Source organism: Paenibacillus pseudetheri, assembly GCF_924513355.1.
GTDB lineage: Bacteria > Bacillota > Bacilli > Paenibacillales > Paenibacillaceae > Paenibacillus_AQ > Paenibacillus_AQ pseudetheri.
Genome location: NZ_CAKMAB010000035.1, coordinates 40,774 through 65,247 on the forward strand (window position 1 = coordinate 40,774; position 24,474 = coordinate 65,247).

Annotated in this window: 27 protein-coding genes, 2 rRNA genes and 1 other annotated feature; of the genes, 1 reads left to right on the forward strand and 28 read right to left on the reverse strand. The window is 44.8% G+C overall.

Annotation, left to right across the window (positions count from 1 at the left end):
• Positions 1-183: 183 nt before the first annotated feature.
• The 14 genes from L1028_RS23660 to cysE form a co-directional block, all read right to left on the reverse strand.
• Positions 184-783 (reverse strand): class I SAM-dependent methyltransferase, encoded by a 600-nt coding sequence (locus tag L1028_RS23660; RefSeq protein WP_234540266.1) that lies wholly within the window; start codon positions 781-783, stop codon positions 184-186.
• A 214-nt stretch (positions 784-997) separates the two neighbouring features.
• Positions 998-1,357: a 50S ribosomal protein L7/L12 gene (gene rplL / locus L1028_RS23665; protein ID WP_042131233.1), complete on the reverse strand. Its 360-nt coding sequence runs from the start codon at positions 1,355-1,357 to the stop codon at positions 998-1,000.
• A gap of 66 nt (positions 1,358-1,423) precedes the next feature.
• The gene (rplJ, locus tag L1028_RS23670; protein WP_234540268.1) at positions 1,424-1,927 is read right to left on the reverse strand and encodes a 50S ribosomal protein L10; all 504 of its coding nucleotides are present in this window, start codon (positions 1,925-1,927) and stop codon (positions 1,424-1,426) included.
• Positions 1,928-1,991: 64 nt separating this feature from the next.
• Positions 1,992-2,145 (reverse strand) — a sequence feature (ribosomal protein L10 leader region).
• Between the two features lie 67 nt (positions 2,146-2,212).
• A complete protein-coding gene (gene rplA / locus L1028_RS23675) occupies positions 2,213-2,905 on the reverse strand; it encodes a 50S ribosomal protein L1 (protein ID WP_036680504.1) in 693 nt (230 codons plus the stop codon).
• 81 nt (positions 2,906-2,986) lie between these two features.
• Positions 2,987-3,412, reverse strand: coding sequence for a 50S ribosomal protein L11 (gene rplK, locus L1028_RS23680; RefSeq protein WP_036680502.1), 426 nt, complete (start codon positions 3,410-3,412; stop codon positions 2,987-2,989).
• Between the two features lie 75 nt (positions 3,413-3,487).
• Positions 3,488-4,021 carry a transcription termination/antitermination protein NusG gene (gene nusG / locus L1028_RS23685; protein WP_036680499.1) on the reverse strand — a complete coding sequence of 178 codons (534 nt, stop codon included), beginning with the start codon at positions 4,019-4,021 and terminating at the stop codon, positions 3,488-3,490.
• Positions 4,022-4,042: 21 nt separating this feature from the next.
• On the reverse strand, positions 4,043-4,234 hold the full coding sequence (secE, locus tag L1028_RS23690; protein ID WP_036680497.1) for a preprotein translocase subunit SecE: 192 nt from the start codon (positions 4,232-4,234) through the stop codon (positions 4,043-4,045).
• A gap of 20 nt (positions 4,235-4,254) precedes the next feature.
• Positions 4,255-4,404 carry a 50S ribosomal protein L33 gene (rpmG, locus tag L1028_RS23695; RefSeq protein WP_076099620.1) on the reverse strand — a complete coding sequence of 50 codons (150 nt, stop codon included), beginning with the start codon at positions 4,402-4,404 and terminating at the stop codon, positions 4,255-4,257.
• A gap of 391 nt (positions 4,405-4,795) precedes the next feature.
• Positions 4,796-5,440 (reverse strand): RNA polymerase sporulation sigma factor SigH, encoded by a 645-nt coding sequence (gene sigH / locus L1028_RS23700; protein ID WP_036680496.1) that lies wholly within the window; start codon positions 5,438-5,440, stop codon positions 4,796-4,798.
• A gap of 158 nt (positions 5,441-5,598) precedes the next feature.
• Positions 5,599-6,120, reverse strand: coding sequence for an NYN domain-containing protein (locus tag L1028_RS23705; protein WP_060625841.1), 522 nt, complete (start codon positions 6,118-6,120; stop codon positions 5,599-5,601).
• Positions 6,121-6,122: 2 nt separating this feature from the next.
• Positions 6,123-6,887, reverse strand: a complete 765-nt coding sequence (gene rlmB, locus L1028_RS23710; protein ID WP_234540271.1) for a 23S rRNA (guanosine(2251)-2'-O)-methyltransferase RlmB — start codon at positions 6,885-6,887, stop codon at positions 6,123-6,125.
• Between the two features lie 37 nt (positions 6,888-6,924).
• Complete coding sequence (locus L1028_RS23715) at positions 6,925-7,359, reverse strand: Mini-ribonuclease 3 (RefSeq protein WP_042192194.1); 435 nt, start codon at positions 7,357-7,359, stop codon at positions 6,925-6,927.
• Entirely contained in the window at positions 7,356-8,762 is a 1,407-nt protein-coding gene (cysS, locus tag L1028_RS23720; RefSeq protein ID WP_234540273.1) for a cysteine--tRNA ligase, read from the reverse strand. The genes L1028_RS23715 and cysS overlap by 4 nt, the downstream gene beginning before the upstream one ends.
• Before the next feature lie 49 nt (positions 8,763-8,811).
• Positions 8,812-9,504: a serine O-acetyltransferase gene (cysE, locus tag L1028_RS23725; RefSeq protein ID WP_234540275.1), complete on the reverse strand. Its 693-nt coding sequence runs from the start codon at positions 9,502-9,504 to the stop codon at positions 8,812-8,814.
• A 134-nt stretch (positions 9,505-9,638) separates the two neighbouring features.
• Here cysE and L1028_RS31375 point away from each other — a divergent pair, with 134 nt between their 5' ends.
• Positions 9,639-9,770 (forward strand): hypothetical protein, encoded by a 132-nt coding sequence (locus L1028_RS31375; protein ID WP_279306910.1) that lies wholly within the window; start codon positions 9,639-9,641, stop codon positions 9,768-9,770.
• A gap of 245 nt (positions 9,771-10,015) precedes the next feature.
• Here L1028_RS31375 and gltX read toward each other — a convergent pair whose 3' ends face one another.
• The 14 genes from gltX to L1028_RS23795 all read right to left on the reverse strand — a co-directional run.
• Positions 10,016-11,479 carry a glutamate--tRNA ligase gene (gene gltX, locus L1028_RS23730; protein ID WP_234540277.1) on the reverse strand — a complete coding sequence of 488 codons (1,464 nt, stop codon included), beginning with the start codon at positions 11,477-11,479 and terminating at the stop codon, positions 10,016-10,018.
• A 53-nt stretch (positions 11,480-11,532) separates the two neighbouring features.
• Positions 11,533-12,021 carry a 2-C-methyl-D-erythritol 2,4-cyclodiphosphate synthase gene (gene ispF, locus L1028_RS23735; RefSeq protein WP_234540279.1) on the reverse strand — a complete coding sequence of 163 codons (489 nt, stop codon included), beginning with the start codon at positions 12,019-12,021 and terminating at the stop codon, positions 11,533-11,535.
• Positions 12,018-12,716, reverse strand: a complete 699-nt coding sequence (gene ispD, locus L1028_RS23740) for a 2-C-methyl-D-erythritol 4-phosphate cytidylyltransferase (RefSeq protein WP_060625846.1) — start codon at positions 12,714-12,716, stop codon at positions 12,018-12,020. The genes ispF and ispD overlap by 4 nt, the downstream gene beginning before the upstream one ends.
• Positions 12,717-12,811: 95 nt before the next feature.
• Complete coding sequence (locus L1028_RS23745; protein ID WP_234540282.1) at positions 12,812-13,900, reverse strand: PIN/TRAM domain-containing protein; 1,089 nt, start codon at positions 13,898-13,900, stop codon at positions 12,812-12,814.
• A gap of 179 nt (positions 13,901-14,079) precedes the next feature.
• Positions 14,080-14,817 carry a CDP-diacylglycerol--serine O-phosphatidyltransferase gene (gene pssA / locus L1028_RS23750; RefSeq protein ID WP_234540284.1) on the reverse strand — a complete coding sequence of 246 codons (738 nt, stop codon included), beginning with the start codon at positions 14,815-14,817 and terminating at the stop codon, positions 14,080-14,082.
• Positions 14,818-14,881: 64 nt separating this feature from the next.
• On the reverse strand, positions 14,882-15,952 hold the full coding sequence (disA, locus tag L1028_RS23755; RefSeq protein ID WP_234540286.1) for a DNA integrity scanning diadenylate cyclase DisA: 1,071 nt from the start codon (positions 15,950-15,952) through the stop codon (positions 14,882-14,884).
• 14 nt (positions 15,953-15,966) lie between these two features.
• On the reverse strand, positions 15,967-17,334 hold the full coding sequence (radA, locus tag L1028_RS23760; RefSeq protein WP_060625849.1) for a DNA repair protein RadA: 1,368 nt from the start codon (positions 17,332-17,334) through the stop codon (positions 15,967-15,969).
• Between the two features lie 193 nt (positions 17,335-17,527).
• Entirely contained in the window at positions 17,528-19,996 is a 2,469-nt protein-coding gene (gene clpC / locus L1028_RS23765; protein WP_060625850.1) for an ATP-dependent protease ATP-binding subunit ClpC, read from the reverse strand.
• 35 nt (positions 19,997-20,031) lie between these two features.
• Positions 20,032-21,096, reverse strand: a complete 1,065-nt coding sequence (mcsB, locus tag L1028_RS23770; protein ID WP_234540289.1) for a protein-arginine kinase McsB — start codon at positions 21,094-21,096, stop codon at positions 20,032-20,034.
• A 28-nt stretch (positions 21,097-21,124) separates the two neighbouring features.
• On the reverse strand, positions 21,125-21,649 hold the full coding sequence (gene mcsA, locus L1028_RS23775) for a protein-arginine kinase activator protein McsA (RefSeq protein ID WP_042192214.1): 525 nt from the start codon (positions 21,647-21,649) through the stop codon (positions 21,125-21,127).
• 30 nt (positions 21,650-21,679) lie between these two features.
• Positions 21,680-22,141: a CtsR family transcriptional regulator gene (locus L1028_RS23780; RefSeq protein WP_234540292.1), complete on the reverse strand. Its 462-nt coding sequence runs from the start codon at positions 22,139-22,141 to the stop codon at positions 21,680-21,682.
• 378 nt (positions 22,142-22,519) lie between these two features.
• A complete protein-coding gene (locus L1028_RS23785) occupies positions 22,520-23,692 on the reverse strand; it encodes a GNAT family N-acetyltransferase (RefSeq protein WP_234540296.1) in 1,173 nt (390 codons plus the stop codon).
• 420 nt (positions 23,693-24,112) lie between these two features.
• Positions 24,113-24,229 (reverse strand): 5S ribosomal RNA (rrf, locus tag L1028_RS23790).
• A gap of 133 nt (positions 24,230-24,362) precedes the next feature.
• Positions 24,363-24,474 (reverse strand): 23S ribosomal RNA (locus L1028_RS23795); the annotation flags it as partial.

Genomic DNA, 24,474 nt, shown 5'->3' on the forward strand with positions numbered 1-24,474 from the left:
TAACACTCGCTACGCCAGAGCATAGAGAACCAATTCGCACAAAACTTGCCGTACGGCTTGCGCTAGCCGGCGACAATATATCGCTTGACATTTTCAGCAAACTAAAGACATGGAGCCTATCTTAATACTGACATTTTATAATAATACCATTATCACTATCACATGTCAATAACCTATTGATTTTTATTTTTGAGCTTTAATAATACGATAACCTTTGTCTTTGCCCACTTCTTCTACATTTGAGAACAAGCTTTCAAGTTTAGCTACCGCTGATGGAGCGCCCTGCTTCTTCTGAATAACAATCCACAGAAATCCACCCTCATTCAAATGCTCATAAGCTTCTTCAAAAATCTGATGCACTACAGCTTTTCCTGCACGTATCGGAGGATTGGTAAGAATCACATCGAACTTTTGTTGTTCATTCAATGCGCCGAGCACATCGCTTTCCATTACCGTAACATTCCGGATTCCATTGTGCTGAGCATTTTCACGCGCTAGTTCTACCGCACGACTATTAATATCAACCATCGTAACTTGCCCTTTGGGGGCTAGGTATGCTGCACTTATGCCTATCGGTCCATATCCGCAACCCACATCAAGCACTGCCGAACCGTCCGGAATATCCATAGCTTCAATGAGAACTCGACTACCGTAATCGATGTCTCCTTTAGAGAACACACCCGCATCACTTGTAAAACGAAAGCTTTTGCCTCTTAGAACGGTGTCGATGGTACGTCTGTCATGACGCACTTCCGGTTGCTGCGAATAATAATGTTGCGACATCTCTATCCTCCCTTTCCTTTATGTTAATAGTTTGTATTCACACAACCCTACTAACTCTATCAAGCATATACGTCTTCGACGTCCTTATAAGGACGGTAAGCGTTTAAGCGAGAAATATAAAGATAAAGTATAGTGTGAAACTTATACTTTATCTTTATATTTTTATAAAATAAACCCCTTGAACAAGTTCAAGGGGTTTTCAGTATAGAAGGAATTACTTCACTTCTACAGCTGCGCCTGCTTCTTCCAATTTTGCTTTAGTAGCTTCGGCTTCTTCTTTGCTTACTTTTTCTTTGATTGCTTTTGGTGCGTTGTCTACAAGGTCTTTAGCTTCTTTCAAGCCAAGGCCTGTGATTTCGCGAACGATTTTGATAACGTTGATTTTGGAAGCGCCAGCGCCTGTCAAAATTACGTCAAATTCGGATTGCTCTTCAGCTACTGCTGCTACCGCACCGCCAGCTGCTACTGGAGCTGCTGCTGTTACGCCGAATTCTTCTTCAATTGCTTTAACCAGATCGTTCAGTTCCAATACGCTCATGCCTTTAATTGCTTCCAAGATTGCTTCTTTACTCATGATTGAACCTCCATTTATAATTTAAATTTGTTTGTGGTATTGATTTATGCTGCAAGAGTCAAAGGCTTACGCGCTTTGTTCTTCTTTTTCAGCAACAGCTTTAACTGCAAGCGCGAAGTTGCGCATTGGAGCTTGAAGTACGCTAAGCAGCATGGACAGCAAACCATCGCGGGATGGAAGCTCAGCCAGTGCTTTCAATTGGTCCGCGTCGATGACACGTCCTTCTACTACGCCGCCTTTCAATTTCAAAGCGTCGTTTTTCTTGGCGAAATCGTTCAAAATTTTAGCTGGAGCTACTGCATCAGTTGTGCTGAATGCGATAGCTGTTGGACCAGTCAAAACTCCATCCAACTCAGTCAACTCAGCCGCAGCAGTTGCGCGACGTAGCAATGTGTTCTTCAGGACTTGAAACTCAACGCCAGCTTCACGAAGTTGCTTACGCAGTTCAGTCACTTGGGAAACGGTCAATCCACGGTAGTCCGCTACAACAGTCGAAAGACTGTTCTGCAGTTTCGCAGTAACAACGTCAACCGCATCCTGTTTTGCTTGAATTAGTTTTGCATTTGCCAATGTATACACCTCCTGAAAATTTATGTGTCGGCGTCCTTTCCAAGGAAAGCATCACCGCTCCTACGCAGGCATTAGAAAAGCCTCCGCAGAATCACGAAGGCTTGATAAAACGAAAGTTATACGAGCGGGGCTCGTTACTTCTTGTTTCTATCACAACACCTCGGTAGGAAATTAAGCACTAAGGCACCTACTGTCTACGGTAAGCATATTCAAGGTTAAGATTGATACCTTAAGTTTCACAACTGTTATAGATTATCAAAATTGACTCAAAGAGTCAACCCTTATTTATCTGAAGACGGTTGTGTTCACACGAGCGCTAGGACCCATTGTGGAAGAAATCGAGATGCCTTTAAGGTATACACCTTTAGCAGCAGCTGGTTTCGCACGGTTCAAAGCGTCGATAAGAGCTTTAAGGTTATCGTTCAATTGTGCAGCATCAAAGGACACTTTGCCGATTGGCGCGTGAATTTGACCTGCTTTGTCAAGACGATATTCGATTTTACCGGCTTTGATTTCTTGCACAGCCTTGGAAACATCGAATGTAACTGTGCCAGCTTTAGGGTTAGGCATAAGACCTTTACCACCAAGCAGACGACCCAGTTTACCGACTTCACTCATCATATCAGGTGTAGCTACGCAGACATCAAATTCAAACCAGCCTTGTTGAATTTTGTTGATCATGTCTTGATCACCAACAAAATCCGCGCCAGCAGCTTCTGCCTCTTTCGCTTTTTCACCTTTTGCAAATACAAGCACGCGTTGTGTTTTACCTGTGCCGTGAGGCAGGACAACAACACCACGAACTGCTTGGTCTTGTTTACGCGGGTCTACACCCAGACGAACTGCTGCTTCAACGGTTTCGTCGAATTTTGCAGTCGCTGCCTTTTTCACAAGCTCTACAGCTTCTGAAGGCTCGTAAGTTGCTTCGCTGTTGATCAGCTTAGCAGCTTCTTGGTATTTCTTACCATGTTTAGCCATGAAATGTTCCTCCTTTGTGGTGTTAGCGGAAATTCCTCCCACATACTTGCGGGTCACGAATGACCGATTCTTCGAAAACTACTAGTCTTCGATTGTGATACCCATACTGCGAGCAGTACCTTCAACCATACGCATTGCAGCTTCTACAGTTGCAGCGTTAAGGTCGGGCATTTTTGTTTCAGCAATTTCACGAACCGCTGCGCGGCCGATTTTTGCTACTTTTTTCTTGTTTGGTTCGCCGGATCCTTTTTCTACTTTAGCAGCGATGCGAAGCAGAACAGCAGCCGGAGGAGTTTTAGTGATGAACGTAAAGGAACGGTCTTCAAATACTGTAATTTCAACCGGAATGATCAAGCCAGCCTGGTCGGCAGTACGAGCATTAAATTCCTTACAGAATGCCATGATGTTGACACCTGCTTGACCTAACGCTGGACCTACTGGAGGCGCTGGATTCGCTTTCCCTGCAGGAATCTGCAGTTTCACCATTTTAATAACTTTTTTAGCCATGAGTGACACCTCCTTGCAAAAATAGTGGTCTTCGAACGCCATTGGCGCTCTCCCACAAGAAACCCTTAGCTTATGTTATATTTTCTCCACTTGAGTGAAATCCAACTCTAGCGGGGTTTCCCGTCCAAACATGTTCACATGCACTTTGATCTTGCTCTTGTCAGCCAAAATTTCTTCCACGGATCCCACAAAATTCGCAAACGGACCAACCATAATACGTACGGATTCCTTGATTTCGAAATCAATCTTCGCTTTAGGTTCAACCATGCCCATATGCTTCAGAATTTGTTCTACCTCTTCCGGAAGCAAAGCTGTTGGTTTAGACCCTGAGCCTGTCGAACCAACAAATCCAGTAACGCCCGGAGTATTGCGGACAACATACCAGGAATCATCAGTCTGAACCATTTCCACCAAAACATAACCCGGGTAAACTTTACGCATAACGGTTTTTTTCTTACCGTCTTTGTTTACGATTTCTTCTTCCATAGGAACAAGAACGCGGAATATTTTGTCTTCCATGCCCATGGACTCAACGCGCTTTTCCAAATTGGCTTTGACCTTATTCTCATACCCAGAATAGGTATGAACGACATACCATCTTTTTTCCATATCAAGCCACCTGGGACCTCTCTAAATAATCGCTTCAATCACAGCGGAAATACCGATGTCCAGAACCCAGAAGTAAATAGCGACAACTACTATTGTACCGAGAACGATCAATGTATAGTTGGTCAATTCTTTACGACTTGGCCAGCGAACTTTTTTGAGTTCACTCCAGCTCTCAGTGAAAAAGGAAAACATAGACTTGAAACTACGTTTCATGCCGACTACACCTCCACAGACTATCTGGTTTCGCGATGAGGAGTTTGCGAGTTACAATACTTGCAAAATTTCTTCATCTCCATGCGGTCGGGGTGATTTCGCTTGTTTTTGGTAGTCGCATAGTTTCTTTGTTTGCAACTTGTACAAGCCAAAGTGATAATTACCCGCATGATGTGCACCTCCCGAGACGTCCTTCTAACAATACAATTAGAAGACGTAAATATTGATCCTAAAAAAAGCCGCGAATTTAGGCCTACCTAAAACACTTTAGCATAATGTCAAGGTCTGTGTCAACGAAAGAATTCCGTTCTGCACTGGGTAATTTCGGGTGTTATAGTCATATGGCCGTACCCTGTCCTTGGGTCTATCTCTTCCTCACACTTCGCTGTCTTCCTTATCATTATGGGGCATTCCGACTGTGTATAAACCTACCCTCAACGGCAACAACTAAAATCGACTCAAATAGAAATTTTTAGTGTTAGCTCCTAATTCTATCTAAGCAATTTCATGAGACTAAAAAAAAGAACTCGATGTACGAGCCCTCTTGTGTTCATTATATCATTAATTGTCACGCACTTCTAGATATCTTTCTAATTTCCGCTTTACTCGTTGTAAAGCGTTGTCAATAGATTTCACATGCCGCTTCAGATCTTCAGCAATTTCCTGATAAGATCGTCCGTCTAAATACAACATCAGAACCTTACGCTCTAGGTCACTTAAAATCTCCGCCATCTTATCTTCAAGTCCAATGAATTCTTCTTGATTGATAATTAGCTCTTCTGGATCTAGTACCTGAGTTCCACAAATGACATCCATAAGCGTCCGGTCGGAATCTTCATCATAAATGGGCTTGTCCAAAGAAACATAAGAATTGAGCGGAATATGCTTCTGACGCGTGGCCGTCTTAATAGCGGTTATAATCTGACGTGTTATGCAGAGCTCAGCAAAAGCCTTGAATGAAGAGAGCTTGTCACCTTTAAAGTCACGAATAGCCTTATATAGACCAATCATTCCTTCTTGGACAATATCTTCACGATCTGCCCCGATCAAGAAATAAGAGCGGGCTTTAGCACGTACAAAATTACGGTATTTATTAATTAAGTGTTCCAATGCGCCACTGTCGCCACCACGGAAAGCCTCGACAATATCTTCATCACTTATGAAATCATACTCGGATAGCATTATTTCCTTGAGGTCGACACTCACCAAGAATCCCCCCGGCTGCAACGCAAGACACATCGTTACTTCGCGAAATATAGGATCAGTATATATTATGTTACCTTACACCGTCAACCGGATTTGTCCAAAAACAATCTAGAATAGCATAAAATGGAATAAAAATATCGCCTAAATCTTCCCACTTGTCACTGCCTACGCCAATTTTCCAGTTTACTCCGCACATCAGGAGGCAGTTTGTCTCCCAAAGAATGACGTGTAGAACTGATATTTCCCGGTTCGATAGCCTTTTTTACTTGTTTCTGATTCTCTACAATTTCCAGATGCAATTCTCTTGCAGAAATCCGCAGTGCACCTTGGGCAAAAATAATATGCTGCTCCACAAAGTCACTCGTTGCAACATAGATCTGCCGACGTCGGTTGCTAAATTCTCCAACCAATCGCTCGATGCATTCATCTGCGGTTTCTTTTTCCTTGGTGAAAAACACCTGGACTTTACCCTGGACAAATGACCGTCCCAATCCTGGAACGCGGTATGCATCAAACACAGCAATAACTCGTCGTCCTGAGTAAGCCTGGTAATCTGCCAGCAAATCCATCAAGCGGTCGCGTGCTTCCTGCATACCAATCTGGGACAGTGCCGCAAGTTCCGGCCAGCCACCGATCATATTGTACCCGTCCACAAGCAGCACATCGCGCCAGTCGGCCATAGTTATCCCTGCTGTTGCCGAAGGCGTACCACTTCATACATAATGACTCCTGCGGCGACAGAGGCATTTAATGAATTGATCTTTCCGGCCATCGGCAGCTTAAGTAATACATCACATTTTTCACGAATCAGGCGTCCCATCCCTTTGTTCTCATTACCGATTACAACAGCTACCGGTCCTGTGAAAATATTGGATCCAAACAGATTCTGATCTGTATCCACATCCGTACCTACTACCCAGACTCCCTGCTCTTTCAGACGTTCAATGGTCTGACCCAGGTTAGTGACCCGCGCAACCGGAACATATTCCACGGCGCCCGCCGATGTTTTGGAGACGGTAGCAGTAATCTGAGCCGAACGACGTTTAGGTACGATTACTCCATGCACTCCAGTACAATCTGCTGTACGCAGAATGGACCCCAGGTTATGCGGATCTTCGATCTCATCCAGCAAAATCAAAAATGCAGGCTCTCCTTTGGCTTCAGCTGCAGCCAGCAGATCATCTACCTCGACATAGGCAAAAGGTGCCGCTTGAGCAACTACCCCCTGATGTTGAACTCCAGGAGCAAGTTGATCCAGCTTACGCTTGTCCACATGCTGAATGACAATCCCCGCTTTACGTGCTTCAGCGACGATTGGTGCGGTCAGATGCTTCTGAGCCGTTTCTGCAATCCATATTTTATTTAATGTACGACCCGCACGTAGCGCCTCAAGCACGGAATGCTTCCCAGCCAATATTTCCTCTTCTGTCTTCAAATCTTCTTCCATGTTCACTTCTCCTATTCTCTATTTCGCAAAAGCCTTATCACGGCTGTTTCAACATAAACTGTATGCCACTGTTCACAATTTCTTGTATTCTCTCCTGTTGGCCTGTGTAGTATAAGTAACCTATCAGGCATTCAAAAGCAGTAGCATGACGGTATTCAAGCACATCTGCATTCTTAGGAATACTTCCCGATTTAGCGTTTCTCCCCTGACGGGCGACATCTTTTTCCTCTTCTGTGAGACTTGGCTCCAAAAATCCAAGAATTGCACTCTGCGCCTTAGCGGATACAAGTCCTGTAGCAGAGCGATGCAAATGGTTTGGGCGCAAATTCGGAAGAGATACTAAATACTGGCGAACTGACACTTCGTAAATGGCATCTCCTACATAGGCAAGCACAATTGGTGAGAGGAGTCGCGCAGGTTTGGAAGGCTCGTAAGGAAACCACCCGTTCTGAAACTTGCGTTCCTCACTCATTTACGCCGCCACCGCATTCCTTGTGGAGTATCCTCAAGCAATATGCCCAAGCGACCTAATTCATCACGGATCTCATCGGACCGGCTCCAGTTCTTATTCTTACGCGCTTCAACCCGCTCCGCGATCAATCGTTCAACTTCTTCACTCGCAATCTCTTCTTCAAGCTCAGGTGTCAAACGCAGTACAGCATTCATTTCCCCAAAAGCTTGCAATAGCGCAGCAAAATCAGCTGGGGCTGCCTCATTATTCGCAAGGGTATGGTTAGCAAGACTCACCCAATCAAACATAGCGGTGATCGCATCAGGAGTATTAAAGTCATCCTGCATTCTAGCATGAAAATTGGCCACGATTGCAGATAGCTTATCATTAATCTCTAAGCTGACCTCACCCTGAGCACCTTCAGCAGCAAGTTCAAGACGATGTTTAACGTTACTTTCTGCAAGCGAGATACGTTCTACGCTCTTTTCGGCTGAAGTCATTGAATCCACCGAAAAGTTCAACGGATTACGATAATGGGTCGATAGCATGAAATAACGAATAGTTCCAGCTTTAAATTGCCCACGGATATCTTTCACAAGCCAACCGTTACCCAATGATTTCGACATTTTTTCATCACCGATGTTGATAAATCCATTATGCATCCAGTAATTAGAGAGTGGTTTACCCGTCAGAGCTTCTGTCTGAGCGCATTCGCATTCATGATGCGGGAACTGCAAATCTTGTCCACCCCCGTGGATGTCCATCGTATCCCCCAAGAACTCTCTTGCCATGGCCGAGCATTCAATATGCCAGCCTGGGCGTCCATTTCCCCATGGGCTCTGCCAGTACACTTCACCTGGTTTTGCTGCTTTCCACAGCACAAAGTCCTCGGGCTTCTCTTTCCGTGAGTCTACCTCCACGCGAATACCAAACTGCAATTCATCCAGATTCTGACGGGACAGCTTACCATAGTCTTCAAATTTGGAAGTACGGTAGTATACATCGCCACTACTCTCGTAGGCATACCCCTTTTCCTCAAGCTCTTTAATGAATTCAATGATTAGCTCCATGCTTTCTGTTACCCGCGGATTCAATGTTGCCGGTTTTACTCCAAGCCCTTCAAGATCCTCACGATAAGCATTAATGAAAATCTCAGCAACCTCTGCTACTGAAGTGTTCATTTCTTCTGCTTTACGTATCAGTTTATCATCTACATCTGTGAAGTTCGTAACATACCGTACCTCATTACCGAGTTGCTCCAAATAATTCCGGACCATATCAAAGACAATAATAGGTCTAGCATTTCCGATATGCATATATCCATAAACGGTTGGACCACATACATACATTTTCACTTTGCCCGACTCTTGGGGCACAAACTGCTCCTTGCTGCGTGTCATTGTGTTGTAAATTTGTAAAGCCATCCTATTCCAACCCTTTCTGTTGTCCCGATTCCATAAGTACCGGATATGCTTAAATTTCGTAATCACCAATGTACTGCTGAGTTTCGACTAGCCTCTGTGCGGTCTTTTGCTTATCTTCTTCACCAAGCTTCTCTCTGATCTCTTCGATTTCTTTCTGAAGAAAGCGAAGTGAATCTACAAGCGGGTCTGGCATCTTGGTATGATCCAAGCGATCGGATACACGTTCACCGTTACGTTTTACTACACGGCCCGGATTTCCTACTACCGTACTGTTATTTGGGACTTCACGCAACACAACCGCATTCGAACCTATATTTGAATTGTCACCGATACGAAACGATCCTAATACCTTCGCACCAGAACCAATAACTACATTGTTGCCAACTGTGGGATGGCGCTTACCTTTTTCTTTCCCTGTCCCCCCGAGTGTAACCCCTTGATAGATAATAACATCATCACCGATTTCACAGGTTTCTCCAATAACAATCCCCATACCATGGTCGATAAACAGCCTATTTCCGATGACAGCTCCGGGATGGATTTCAACACCAGTCATAAATCTACTAAACTGTGAGACTATACGGGCCATTGTATACCAGCGGCGTTTGAAAAAAGAATGGGCAATCCGGTGCCCCCAAATGGCGTGCAACCCTGCATATGTGAAGACAACCTCGAACCAGCTGCGGGCAGCGGGATCGTTATCAAATACCGCCCGAATGTCCGACTTAATATGCTTAAACATCACGGTTCCTCTCTTCTTGACTCCCCCATCTCCTATTTACAGGTACACAAGGAAGGTATTGTCTCCAATCCATCATTCTTATCATACATATGCTGTGGGTGTTTGCTTGGTTTGTTATCTAAAAAAAAGATACCTTGAAACAAAAAAAGCCCCTGCAGCATAAAGCTGCAGAGACGTTTAACCGCGGTTCCACTCTGCTTGAACGAATCAAACAGGCTGCGTTGTTACCATCGGCAGAGTTCCTTCGTTCCACTTGGCATCATTAACGGCGATGTACCCGGCGCGATCTAACGAGCCTTTAGGATCGTTCAACCGTGCAGCTCACAGGCGCATGTTCTGCCCCGGACAAATGAATAACTCCCAGCCCGAAAGGGTATCCCTTTCTCGGTTATTCTCTCTGGCAATTGCCTTTATGGACGTACTTCTCCTGATCACAGCTATTATCATATGGTTCTATCTTAGCGTAAAAGCTAAGGGACTGACAAGAGGCTTAATGATAAGTAATACTACCTTAAGCTCCTTTAATTTGTGATTTCAAACGTTCGATGACACGGTTTTGGCCGAGCAAAGCAATCGTAATATTAAGATCACGTCCGTGCGTTTGTCCGGTCAAAGCCACACGTATCGGCATAAAGAGTGCTTTGCCTTTGTGCCCTGTTTCTTTCTGCACTTCCTTGATCAGTACAGCCATATTACTAGCACTGAAATCCTGGCAAGCTTCAACCTTAGCTAGGAAAGCAGACAAGACTTCAGGCACTTGGCTTTCCGCCAGAACCTGCGCCGCTTCTGTTTCTAACTCCAGATGGCTGCGGAAGAATAATTCAGATAGCGCTACGATATCGGAGGCAGAGGTCATCTGCTCTTGATACAGTGCTACAAGGTTTTCTGCCCATGCCAGCTGCTCATCATTCAGCTCAGCCGGTATTTTCCCCGCTTTTTGCAGATGTGGAATCGCTAATGCCGAGATCCGTTTAGGATCAGCATGCTTAATATAGTGATTATTTAGATGCGCCAGCTTGTGCTTATCGAATACAGCCGGGCTTTTGGACAAACGGTCCGCATCAAAAATAGAAATAAGTTCTTCTTTACTGAAGATCTCCTCTTCACCCTCTGGCGACCAGCCCAGTAGAGAAATGAAGTTAACCAAAGCCTCAGGCAAGTAACCCAATTCATCATATTGCTCAATAAATGTAATTACAGATTGATCCCGCTTGCTAAGCTTCTTATGGTTGTCACCAACAATCAGTGTCATATGACCAAATATTGGGGGGTTCCAACCAAGAGCCTCATAAATCATAAGCTGACGTGGTGTGTTGGAAATATGATCTTCCCCACGCAGTACATGAGTGATAGCCATCAGATAATCATCAACAGCTACCGCAAAGTTATAGGTCGGAATTCCGTCCTTCTTCACGATAACAAAATCACCCATTTCTTTCGTATCAAAAGAAATAGTACCTTTTACGATATCATCGAACGTGTACGTACGATCTTCTGGTACACGGAAGCGAATGCTAGCTACTCGTCCCTCAGCTTCAAAGGCAAGGCGCTGTTCTTCCGTCAAATCACGGTGTTTGCCGGAATAACGAGGGGTTTCTCCACGTGCAGTCTGTTCTTCACGTTCCGCTTCCAGTTCTTCCTCTGTGCAGTAGCAGCGGTAAGCCAAACCTTTATCCAGCAAATCCTGCCAATATACACGATATAGGTCAAGACGTTCAGTCTGGCGGTAAGGTCCGTATTCTCCGCCAACATCAACACTCTCATCCCAATCCATACCTAGCCATTTCAAATACTTAAGCTGGCTCTCTTCGCCGCCTGCGACATTGCGCTTCACGTCTGTATCTTCAATTCTGATAATGAATTTACCGCCTTTATTACGGGCGAACAGATAGTTAAACAGCGCCGTTCTGGCGTTACCTATATGTAAATGTCCCGTAGGGCTCGGTGCGTAACGCACCCGGACTTGATCCGTCATTATTTTCCCTCCGCTTCATATGGTTAATACTTAGATTTGCTACTTAGACCATCTCAAGATGATATCACATCTTGGAGCAGACAGACAATAGATTGTGCGGCAATTCCTTCGCCACGACCGGCAAAACCAAGCTGTTCAGTAGTCGTAGCTTTAACGTTCACCTTGGACGGGTCCGTGTGAAGCGCACGAGCGATAATCTCCGTCATTTGTGGAATGTATGGCGCCATCTTTGGTTTTTGGGCAATAATCGTTGAATCGATATTTCCAAGCTTATAACCTCGCTCGCTAGCAAGTGCCCACACTTGTTCTAATAATTTCAAGCTATCCGCGTCCTTAAAAGCTGGATCTGTGTCCGGAAAATGTCTGCCAATATCACCAAGTCCTAGTGCGCCTAGAATCGCGTCACTTACTGCGTGCAGTAGCACATCGGCATCGGAATGTCCTATTAGTCCTTTTTCATAAGGAATCGTAACGCCTCCAATAATACAAGGCCTTCCCTCAACCAGTTGATGTACATCGAATCCTTGTCCTACAGCGATCATGATTGTCCCTCTCCCCTGTTACTTTCTGTGAATTCTGCAAAATCCAAATCGTCAGGCGTCGTAATCTTAATATTTCTGTAGCTTCCCTCTACCACAGAAACCGGAATGCCAGCACGCTCTGCCAAGCTGGAATCATCAGTACCTAGAAATCCATCCCGCTCCGCGGCCGCATAGGCATCCAGTAATTCAGAAAGACGAAAAGTCTGCGGGGTTTGAATCGCCCACAGACTTCGCCGATCCGGCGTAGACAGTACTTTGCCTTCATTATCTACCTGTTTGATCGTATCTTTGACGGGTACAGCAAGAACTGAAGCACCAATCTGCTTCGCTCGCTCGTAACATGCCTCAATTTCATTCGGCTGTACAAACGGGCGAACACCATCATGCACCATTACCCATTGTGTTGTAAGTTTCAACAATCCTTTATGTACGGAATGCTGACGCTCAGATCCACCAGGTACTATAGCCTTAACCTTGTCCAGCTTATAGAGCTGTATCCATTCCCGGCAGCGCTCAATATCTTCCTTACCGGTTACGAGCACGATTTCGGAAATCAATTCGTGCTGCTGAAATACTTCCAGCGTATGAACGATAATTGGTTTACCCTGCAGTAACAGATATTGCTTGTTCTCTACAGTACCCATTCGCGTTCCTCTGCCTGCCGCCACAATGACGACACCCACACTGTTTGACATTACTCAGGCTCCTGTCTTTCACGTATATTCCCATCATAACGTGTTTGGCGGGCATTTCCAACCCATAGGACATTTGCCGTACACTTTATCTACGCTTATTGTGCTTTTTCCAAGAGCTTTGGCTTTGCAAATATCATCCGTCCAGCCGAAGTTTGAAGCACACTCGTGACGAGAACCTCCATCGTAGTCCCGATATATTCCCGTCCGCCTTCCACAACAATCATTGTTCCATCGTCTAAATAGGCTACGCCTTGTCCATGTTCTTTGCCATCCTTAATGACCTGAACTACGATTTCCTCACCAGGCAACACTACAGGCTTCACAGCATTCGCAAGATCATTAATGTTCAGGACTGAGACTCCCTGTAATTCGCAAACCTTATTCAAGTTGAAGTCATTGGTAACTACTTTACCTCGCAGTACCTTCGCTAACTTCACCAGCTTACTATCCACCTCAGAGATTTCTTCAAAATCCCCCTCGTAGATTAATACCTTCACATCGAGCTCTTTTTGGATTTTATTGAGAATATCAAGTCCCCGCCGTCCGCGATTCCGTTTCAGTAGATCGGAAGAATCTGCGATATGCTGGAGCTCCTCAAGTACGAATTCCGGTATGACTATCGTGCCCTCAATAAATCCGGTTTTGCAAATGTCGGCGATACGACCATCAATAATAACGCTTGTATCGAGGATTTTATGCTCCTCCAGGCCTCTACCTTCCGGCTCAGCCGCTTGTCCCCAGCGTCCAGTTGTCCAAAGTGCAGCTAGTTCCTCTTTTTTCTCCAAACCGATCCGCAGTCCCATATATCCAAAAGCTAACGTAATGGGTACCTGCAGGAACTGCCCAGCTTTCCCAAGCCAAATCATAGTAGGATATAACAGAAGAGATAGCAAAAGCCCCCCTGTAAGTCCAGCTGCACCTGCAGCCAATTCATTCATTGGTATACGCGAACAGTACAGAACCGCCTCCCGCAGTTTTGAACCTCCCCATTCCGCGCATAAAGACCCCGCAAACAAAAAAATAATGGCACCCAGCACCGTAAATAAAATGCTTCCCTCTACAGGTAAACTTTCACTTAGCTTTTCCATTCCCTTGGGGAATCCTCTTTCAAGCGCATGGTATAGCGAAAAACCAGACCAAGCACCACATATTAAAGCAAAAGACAATATCACTTTTTTCCACATAACCTAACGCACCTCCTTTTTATTCATCCTTGAATGATCTATACCTCACCAGTATGTTCCAATTTTCAAGACGATAAACTCGGGGTAGCGCTGGAATTGCAAAAAGGCTTTGCCACCCCCTAAGGACGACAAAGCCTCTAGCCAAAATTATATTAGTTCAACCTTACTACAAGACTGCTTTAACCGTTCTTCGAGTGATACACTTTATCTTCAGAACGTCTTCTACGACGGTGACGGCGTCTGGCTGTCAATCGGTCGATGTTTTGTTTAAAACCATATAACGCGTAAATTCCAAGTAAGACGAAGATTAGCTTAGCAATTTGTTCAGGGAACACAACAGCTAAAGCCACGGCAACAACAATGACTAGTGGCGCTCCGACAACCACTTTTTTAGGTAATCCAACCTTCTTGAAATTAGGATATTTAACAGTGCTGACCATCAAATACGATAAGAGCAATGTAGCCACGATCATAAATGGAGCAGAAACATCTTTATTAAAAAGAGCTAATGTGGCAAGTACACCACCAGCAGCAGGAATTGGCAATCCGATGAAATAACCAGGAACCCCTGGATGAACATTAAAGCGAGCAAGGCGCAATGCACCAAACACCGGGAAAATTGCAGTTACTGTCCAAGCTAATGCAGAATTTAAATCATGCAGGCTTGAGACGTACATAATAACAGCCGGTGCTACTCCAAAAGAAACGACATCAGACAAAGAGTCCAATTCTTTACCAAATTCACTCTCACATTTAAGTGCACGAGCAACTCGGCCATCCAATCCGTCTAACAGCATAGCAATAATAACCATGATAGCGGCCATGCTAACTTTACCGTCAAACGCCATCATGATACCAAACATTCCGAGCATCAAGTTACCTATGGTAAAAAGACTCGGAATTGATTTTTGTATCATTTCTTCACCTCAATTTTCTCACATTGGCCTTCAACAGCTCCAATATTACGTGATTGTATGTTATTTACATTTGCCTGTCAATAAGAACTTGCTTCTGTAAACGTTTGAGCCCATCCTGAATATTACGAGCCCGCACCTCCCCAATTCCGTCCACTTCATCCAGTTCAGCTATGCTTGCAGACATCAAATTAGGCAGCATTTCAAACCGTTCCACCAGATTATGAATGATCACATTTGGAAGCCGCGGAATTTTGTTGAGCAGACGATATCCACGCGGAGTAACCACCTCTTCGGAAGAAATTGCCGTAGAAGAGTAGCCCAACAATCGAGCAATATGGTTGTCATCCATTAGGTCATCATCACTAATACGTTTGAGACCGGCAATAATTTCACGAATTTTATCTTCTTGCTCTTCCTTAGCATAGTCTCTGTATAGGAGCCATGCTTCTTCCTCTGTATTTCCAACCAGTTCTTCCATCTGCATGCTGATTAAGCGGCCTTCGTTGCCTAGTTCATTTATATATCGTTTGATCTCCATTTTTATGCGTAGAACCATCTCTACCCGCTGAATCACTCCGACCACTTCGGCCACGGTTACGATTCCCTCATACTCCGAAGCAGACAAATTCGTCAGTCCTTGTGTAAGAACCGCTTTATACTTTTCGAGGGTTTGAATCGCTTGATTAGCTTTAGCCAAAATAGCTCCGATTTCTTTTAGTGCATATCGAATGGATCCTTGATACAGAGTAATGATATTGCGGCGTTGTGAAATGGAAACAACCAGTTTACCTGTTTGCTTCGCTACGCGCTCGGCGGTCCGGTGACGAATGCCTGTCTCGATGGAAGAGATGGACGAATCCGGAATTAGCTGTGTATTTGCATACAAAATGCGTTTCAAATCCTCACTAAGAATAATGGCACCGTCCATTTTGGCGAGCTCATATAAATAATTGGGCGAAAAATCGCAGTTAATGGAGAATCCTCCATCCACTACCTCCATCACCTCAGGACTATATCCAACGACGATTAGTGCTCCCGTCTTAGCGCGCAGCACATTCTCCAGACCTTCCCGAAAGGGTGTCCCCGGTGCCGCCAGTCTGAGCAGATCATTCATATTCTCTAATTGTTCTTTCATAATTCCTGTGCCCCCTAATCTAACGCGACCGATAGTGCATCTGCTACGGTACTGACGCCAATAATCTGGATATCTTGCGGGTGCTTCCAGCCCTTCAAACTTTTCTCTGGCATGATCACCCGCCGGAAGCCTAGCTTCGCGGCCTCCTTCACACGCATTTCCGCGCGTGAAACACCTCTTACTTCACCTGTAAGCCCTACTTCACCGAAGAAAACATCGTAAGGTTTTGTTGAAATATCACGAAAACTGGAAGCGATACTAATAGCTACTGCTAAATCAATCGCCGGTTCATCCAGCTTTACGCCTCCAGCAACATTAAGGTAAGCATCCTGATTTTGCAGGAACATACCCATCCGCTTCTCCAGTACAGCGATAATGAGTGCCATCCGCTGGTGATCCATACCTGTGCACATCCGGCGCGGGGAGGGGAAATGAGTAGCAGCGACAAGAGCCTGAAGCTCAACAAGCACCGGTCTAGTCCCTTCCATACTGGCTACGACTGTAGATCCGGCTACGCCGAGTGGACGTTCCGATAAGAAGAGCTCCGATGGATTTTCGACTTCTGTTAGACCCACTTCACCCATTTCAAAAATGCCGATTTCATTCGTTGAACCGAATCGGTTCTTTACAGCCCGCAGGAGTCTATACGTATGATGCCGCTCTCCCTCAAAATACAGCACACAATCCACCATATGTTCAAGCATCCGTGGGCCTGCAATAGCGCCTTCCTTGGTGACATGCCCAACGAGAACTGTAGCAATTCCCCGAATCTTAGCGATACGCATAAATCTTGTCGTACATTCCCGAACCTGGGTCACACTGCCTGGCGCACTAGTTACTTCTGGCATAAATACAGTCTGAATCGAATCGATAACAAGAAATTGCGGCTGAATTTGTTCAATCGCTTCTTCTATGCTTTCCATATTCGTCTCACATAGTACATATAGCTCAGCTGACAACGCACCGAGGCGATCCGCACGTAGTTTAGTTTGCCTTACCGATTCTTCGCCCGAAATGTACAGCACTCGCAATCCCTGAGTTGTCAGAGCATGCGACGTCTGTAATAAGAGCGTAGATTTACCGATTCCTGGGTCTCCCCCTACTAGTACCAGCGATCCTGGCACGATCCCCCCACCGAGAACACGGTTAAGCTCACCTATACCTGTCAGTATGCGCGGTTCCTTGTCACTTTCTATACTTATGATCGATTGTGCCTTTTCTTTACTATGAAAAATAGGGGCATTCATTCCCTGTGTTTTGACTACGCTTTCCGTTTCCTCCACCATGGAGTTCCAAGCTTGGCACCCGGGACATTTTCCGAACCATTTTGGCGATTCGTATCCACAATCGGTGCAAAAAAATTTAGTTTTTGGTTTAGCCATTTGTTCTCCTTACGGTCCGAACTTTTAAATTGCGGATATTTTCTTCTAATGAAAGTTTACCATTTCTGCCCCTTTAACGAAAGGTCATTCGGAATTTGTACTAAATGTATATTTTTAAGTGAGAAATTTATATTAAAAAAGCTTCCGCCCCTCAATAAACTGAGGAGCGGAAGCTTCATTTAATTCTTTTTTTTTATTCGGATTCTACTTCTTTTTCAAGCAATGGCGCTACAGGGGCATCCACTTTCTTCACTACAAGTTCTCCGCCAACTTCATCAATGTTGAGTGAATCACCCTTTTGGATATTTCCTCTCAATAATTCCTCGGAAAGGCGGTCTTCAATATGCTTCTGAATCGCACGACGCAATGGACGTGCACCGAAGGCTGGGTCGTAACCTTCCTTAGCCAGGAAAGCCTTCGCCGCATCCGTGAGTACGAAATCAACATCATATTCACGCAGCCGCTTGCGCAGTTCATCAGACATCAACGTAACAATTTCAGCAATATGCTTCTCATCGAGGGAATGGAAGACGATGATTTCGTCAATCCGGTTCAAGAACTCTGGACGGAAGCTCTTCTTAAGCTCTTCCATTACCTTGCCCTTCATATTACCGTATTCTGCTCCGGCATCTTGCACCGCTGTGAATCCAAGTGTCGAATTCTTCTTGATCGCTTGTGCGCCTACGTTAGAAGTCAGAATAATTAATGTATTACGGAAATCGACTACCCGTCCTTTAGAGTCAGTCAAACGACCATCTTCAAGAACTTGCAGCAAGATGTTAAATACTTCTGGGTGCGCTTTTTCAATTTCATCAAGCAGCACTACAGAATAAGGTTTACGGCGTACCTTCTCGGTTAATTGGCCGCCTTCTTCATAGCCTACATATCCAGGAGGGGCTCCGACTAAGCGGGACGTGGAGTGCTTCTCCATGTATTCCGACATATCAATACGGATGACCGCATTCTCATCGCCGAACATGGCTTCAGCCAATGCACGAGCCAACTCAGTTTTACCTACACCTGTAGGACCAAGGAAGATAAAGGAACCCATTGGACGTTTCGGATCCTTAAGACCCGCACGCGCACGGCGTAGTGCCCGGCTAACTGCCTTAACAGCTTCGTCCTGACCAATCACTCGTTCATGCAGTAAAGCCTCCATGTTAAGCAGACGGTCAGTCTCCTCTTCCTTCAGCTTGCTTACAGGTATACCAGTCCAGCTAGCAACAACCTGTGCGATATCTTCAGGTGTAACCTCCGAATCCGTGCGGCCCTGTTTTTCTTTCCATTGATTCTTAGTCGTATCAAGTTCTTCACGGATTTTTTGCTCTGTATCACGCAAGGCCGCCGCTTTTTCAAACTCTTGACTCTGCACGGCGGAATCTTTCTCCTTGCGGATATCATCCAAGCGCATTTCAAGTTCCTTCAGATTTGGCGGGATGGTGTAAGAGTGAAGCCTTACTTTGGATCCTGCTTCATCGATAAGGTCAATCGCTTTATCTGGCAGGAAACGATCCGGGATGTAACGATCGGACAGCTTCACGGCTTCCACAATAGCTTCATCCGTAATCTTCACACGGTGATGCGCTTCATAACGATCGCGAAGTCCGAACAGAATTTGGACCGCTTCTTCTGGAGATGGCTGATCCACCGTAATCGGTTGGAAACGACGCTCCAAAGCAGCATCTTTTTCAATATATTTACGATATTCGTCAAGCGTAGTCGCACCAATGCACTGAAGTTCTCCACGGGCTAAAGCCGGCTTCAGAATGTTAGAAGCGTCAATTGCACCTTCTGCGCCACCAGCACCGATTAGCGTATGAAGTTCGTCGATAAAGAGCACGATATTACCTGCTTGGCGAATCTCATCCATAATTTTCTTGAGGCGGTCTTCAAACTCACCGCGATATTTTGTTCCAGCCACTACTGAGCCCATGTCGAGCGTCATGACGCGTTTGTCGCGAAGTGTCTCTGGGATTTCATTATTGATAATCTTTTGTGCAAGTCCTTCCGCGATAGCTGTTTTACCAACACCAGGTTCACCGATCAGTACCGGGTTATTCTTAGTCCGGCGACTCAGTACCTGAATAACACGTTCAATTTCCTTACTACGGCCGATAACGGGGTCTAGATTGCCCTCCTTAGCATAGGCGGTCAAATCGCGCGCAAGACCATCTAGGGTCGGTGTGCTGACGTTAGCCGGAGTCCCGCTATGACTAGAAGCAGCCTCGCTGCTTCCCAGGAGCTGAAGAACTTGTTGACGAGCTTTGTTCAAACTGATGCCGAGGTTATTAAGCACACGAGCCGCGACACCTTCCCCTTCACGGATAAGTCCAAGCAAAATATGCTCAGTGCCAACATACGTATGACCCAATTTGCGGGCTTCGTCCATCGACAGCTCAATCACTTTTTTAGCGCGAGGAGTATAAGCAATGTTCGTAGGCTGTTCTTGACCTCTGCCAATCAGTGTCTCCACTTCGTCTTGGATTTTTTCAAGCCCTAGCCCTAAAGCTATTAATGCCTTAGCAGCAATGCCGTCTCCTTCACGAATAAGTCCGAGCAAAATATGTTCTGTACCAATATTGTTGTGTCCTAAACGAACAGCTTCTTCCTGCGCCAGCGCTAGCACTTTTTGTGCGCGTTCCGTAAATCTTCCAAACATCATATCTCCTGCACCTCCATGAATAATAAATATCTATATTAATGTTGTGTTCCCAGTGTCTCTCGGAGCAGTTTTGCCCGATACATATCTCGTTCAGTAGCGTTCAGCTCATCGCCGAACATCTTTTGCAGAAATCCTGGCTGTGTCTTTACATTAAGTTCATTAAGCACTGAAATCGAAAGACCTTCCAGAATGCCAAGGTCAATCCCAAGTCTCACATCAGACAGGCGTTGAGCAGATTCTTTCAGCTCCATAAGAGCTGCATAACATAAAATCCCGTAAGAACGCTTCACTCGGTCTGTTATTCTCAGGGCGGAGTCAACAAGCAACCGTTCACGGGCATTTCGCTCATGCTCAATAATCTGGGTAACTACACTGTGAAGGTTCTCTATAATTTCACTTTCCGTTTGACCGAGAGTGATCTGATTAGAAATTTGAAAGATGTTCCCTACTGCTTCGCTACCCTCACCGTAAATTCCTCTTACTGTCAATCCCACTTGGTTCACTGCAGACAATATGCGATTGATCTGATGAGTCATTACAAGCGCTGGCAGATGCAGCATTACCGAGGCACGAAGGCCAGTACCAACATTGGTGGGACAACTAGTCAAATATCCTCTTTTATCATCAAAAGCGTAATTGACAGCTGCCTCAAATATATCATCGATCGCCGTCGCACGTTCCCATGCTTCTCTAACCTGAAGACCAGGAAACAGACATTGGATTCGCAGGTGATCCTCTTCGTTAATCATGATGCTGACCGACTCATCTTCATTTAATAAGACAGCCGCACTGCGCGAATCATTAGCCAAGTTAGGACTGATTAGATGCTTCTCAACCAGTACCTTTTTGTCCAGTTCATTCACTTCATCAAGCTTTAGGAGCTGAAAAGATCCGAAATCTGCAGCTGCTTCCTCATGAAACACAGGAGCCAGTAGCGCTAATACTTCTTCCGATTGCTCTAAGGAAGCCAGCATTGGGAACGGAAGATGCTCTAGATTACGGGCAATACGCATACGACTGCTAATTACAATCTCGGAATGACTACCTCCAGAACGCATCCAATCACTAAGCGCTTGTTCAGTAAATCGGAGACTTGACATGTCATATCCCCCCTATATATCAAAGACTCTACTCTTGTGCTATTTCTTTTTCAAGTTTACGAATCTGATCTCGCAGCTCCGCTGCTTTCTCGAATTCTTCCTGTGTAATACTTTGCTGTAATTCCTGCTTGAGTTCATCAATTTGGCGTCTAAACACAATCTGAGCTCCTGCACGTTTCGGAATCTTACCTACATGTGAAGTACTGCCATGCACTCGCTTAAAAAGCGGGTCCAGTGCGCTGTTAAAATATTCATAACAGGAGCTACAGCCAAAACGGCCTAATTTGCTAAACTGTGAGTACGTCATCCCACAATTCTCACATTGCAGGCTCTGCGTAGTCTTCGTTGCAGCCGACTTCTCCTTGCCGGCACCTTCAAGATCAAGCAGACCTGAGAGCAGACTGTGGATGGAGAATCCTCCAGCCGTTCCGGGAATGAGTTCACCCTTCTCCCGTGCACAGCTCTCACAGATATGAAACTCCGTCTTCTCTCCATTCACGATTTTAGTGAAGTGGAGTGTTGCCGGCTTGACGCCACATTCCTGGCATTGCATAAGCGAAAGCCCCTCCCTTATGGTTGACAATTATTTGCCTAACAAAGAGATTAACATCGCCTTCATAAGCTTGGCACGAATCTCATCCCGGTATGGAATCTTAACCGTTAGGCATTCCCGAGAAACAGCAGCGCGCATAAGGCACGCTTCACGCTTACTTAGAAAACCAGCTTCCTCCAGCTGATAAATCAGCCCTTCAGCAGCGTTCTGATCAATCCCGCCACCTATAGTATGGTTTAAATGGGCATGCAGTGCCACGTTTGGCGGTAATTCAAAACGTTGAATACGAATATATCCCCCGCCACCCCGCTTACTTTCCACCACATAACCTTTTTCCAGAGTAAAGCGTGTACTGATGACATAATTGATCTGTGACGGTACGCATGAGAACTGGTCCGCCAGGTCATTTCGCTGGATTTCCACCGTACCTTCGGGACTTTCATGCAAAATATTCTTCAGATATTGTTCGATAATATCAGAGATATTGCGCATCACTCATCCTCCAGTGCTTAAATCTTTATAATACCGATTGCAACTTGCATTCATAATGACAATGGTCTTTAATTGAACTTAAACATTTGTGGATAATCCCACGCGTTCAGAGGATCGGATCGATGTCATTAAGTTTCGTTGACTTTGACTTTCTTTGACTTTTTAATATTATAACATATTTTGTGCTAATTCCAAGTGGATTCTCTTATTTTTCACTTTTTTTCACGAATGTATTCGGAAATAAAGAACTCTCCCAACTTCTTTCGAAGGGGAGAGCCCGAAATTTTGTCAAGTATAAACGCCTTCGGGGTCCTTATTAGGACGATAAGCGTTTAAGCGAGAAATATAAGGATAATGTATAGCGTGAAACTTATATTTTTAAAAATGATCAAATAATGCAGTTTGTGCTTGCGGAAGGATTTCTTCAAACCATTCCAGTACAGCTGAATGACCTGAGATGTGTCCATAACGAGCTAACTCTGCCGGACGTTTATATCCAAGCATCAGGGTCGTCAATGTACCTATATCACAGCTTAAGTCTGCTTCTGCCCGGTCCCCTTCCACTCGTGTTAAAGTAGCCGATCCCTCATTAGAGATGTTCCATTCCCACAATCCATCGTTCCAGGTTGCATATTTATCATCGATATATATAAGCTGCTTCTTTTGAGTACTGTTTCCTCTGAAGGCGTAAGTTTCTATGAATGACTTGGCATTAACAATTCGCCCCATAAAATAAGGATAATTCTCTTGTTCTATACGCGGATCTGGCAGCAAGAAGGGTAACATATCGTCCGAAGGCACTAGCTTTAAGGATGCACCGGTCACCATCGAATCATGGTTCGCAAGAAATGTCCACAGTCCCTGCCGTGCTTGTTCGTTCAAAAAAACAAATTCATCAATGACCAGTTCTCTGTTCTCTATCTTATATAGCACGTATCCCTCTGGTTCACCACTCTTAGAGTAAAATACTGCACTCTTTCCTTCATCATCTAGAACAGAGTTCTCCCACCAGTCCAAATCGCGCTTAAGTGTCCCATTATAACTGACAGCGAATCGAGTATATAGGCTATCCAATATTTCGATATCTTTTATGTCCCGTTTAACCTTGCCCTCAACTTCAACCTTTTTGGGAAACTTCGCTACTGGAATAGAGTATTTCTTATATTCACAATAAACTTCCCAGCCAAATTTACGATAAAACGGAATCAAGAACGGGTGTAGAAAAGAGAGCGTTTGCCCCGCCTCATTCATCGTATGCAGCGCATGAGACAAAAGATTTGCTACATGTCCTTGTCTGCGGTTCTCTGGCCATGTAGCTACCCCTGCTATACCACCCATAGGTACCACTCTGCCCTGTATGTAGACTTGGAAGGGAATAATTGTCAATTTAGCTTCCAATATTCCGTCCTCAAAAGCACCCCATACCTGTTCAGGCTTGAATCTTTCCTTAACACTTGCTCTTTTTTCACTAGGAAGCTTGTACTGAAAAGCATATTCTGACAAGTTCATGCTTGCATCGAATTCTTCTGAACGTAACTGTCTTATTACCACAAACTCACCTCATCCTTTATAAAATTACTTTTAGGATAAGTATAACAAGAGCGTCAATTGTGCGCTAATCTATTGCACTATTTATAACTTTATTTTCAGTTATCCACAGCTCTATGCAGTTTTAAAAATAGTCTTGAAATCTTGTAACATCCAAGTTAAAATAGTTATCCACTTATCAATCCCTCTATCCACATAATCCCGGCTATATCCACAGCAACCCGTGTACTACTTAGGTTTTCTGTTGACAGATCCATATAAATATGTATTTAATCCACACTATTTCGGGATTATTTCTCTTTCAATCATCTATCCACATGTGTGTAACTTTTCTGCAAATCCAAAAGTTTATCCACAAGTTTTCCACAGTCTATAATAAACGCAAAAAAGCCACTGTCGATTACTCAACAGTGGTCTAATTGTGCTTGGCAACGTCCTACTCTCCCAGGACCCTTCGGTCCAAGTACCATCGGCGCTGGAGGGCTTAACGGTCGTGTTCGGGATGGGTACGTGTGGAACCCCTCCGCTATCGCCACCAAACATGATTTTTCGAAGCTTCCGCTTCTCGAAATCGCTGCGAGAAAATATCAATCCTCAGAAAGGACATGCAGCTTATTGGTTACAGGCTTAATCGCCTGAAAACTGAATCCGAATTGAATTTGCATTTTAAGTATAGGATAAGCCCTCGACCGATTAGTATTGGTCAGCTCCATGCATTACTGCACTTCCACCTCCAACCTATCTACCTCGTCGTCTTCAAGGGGTCTTACTAATTGGGAAATCTC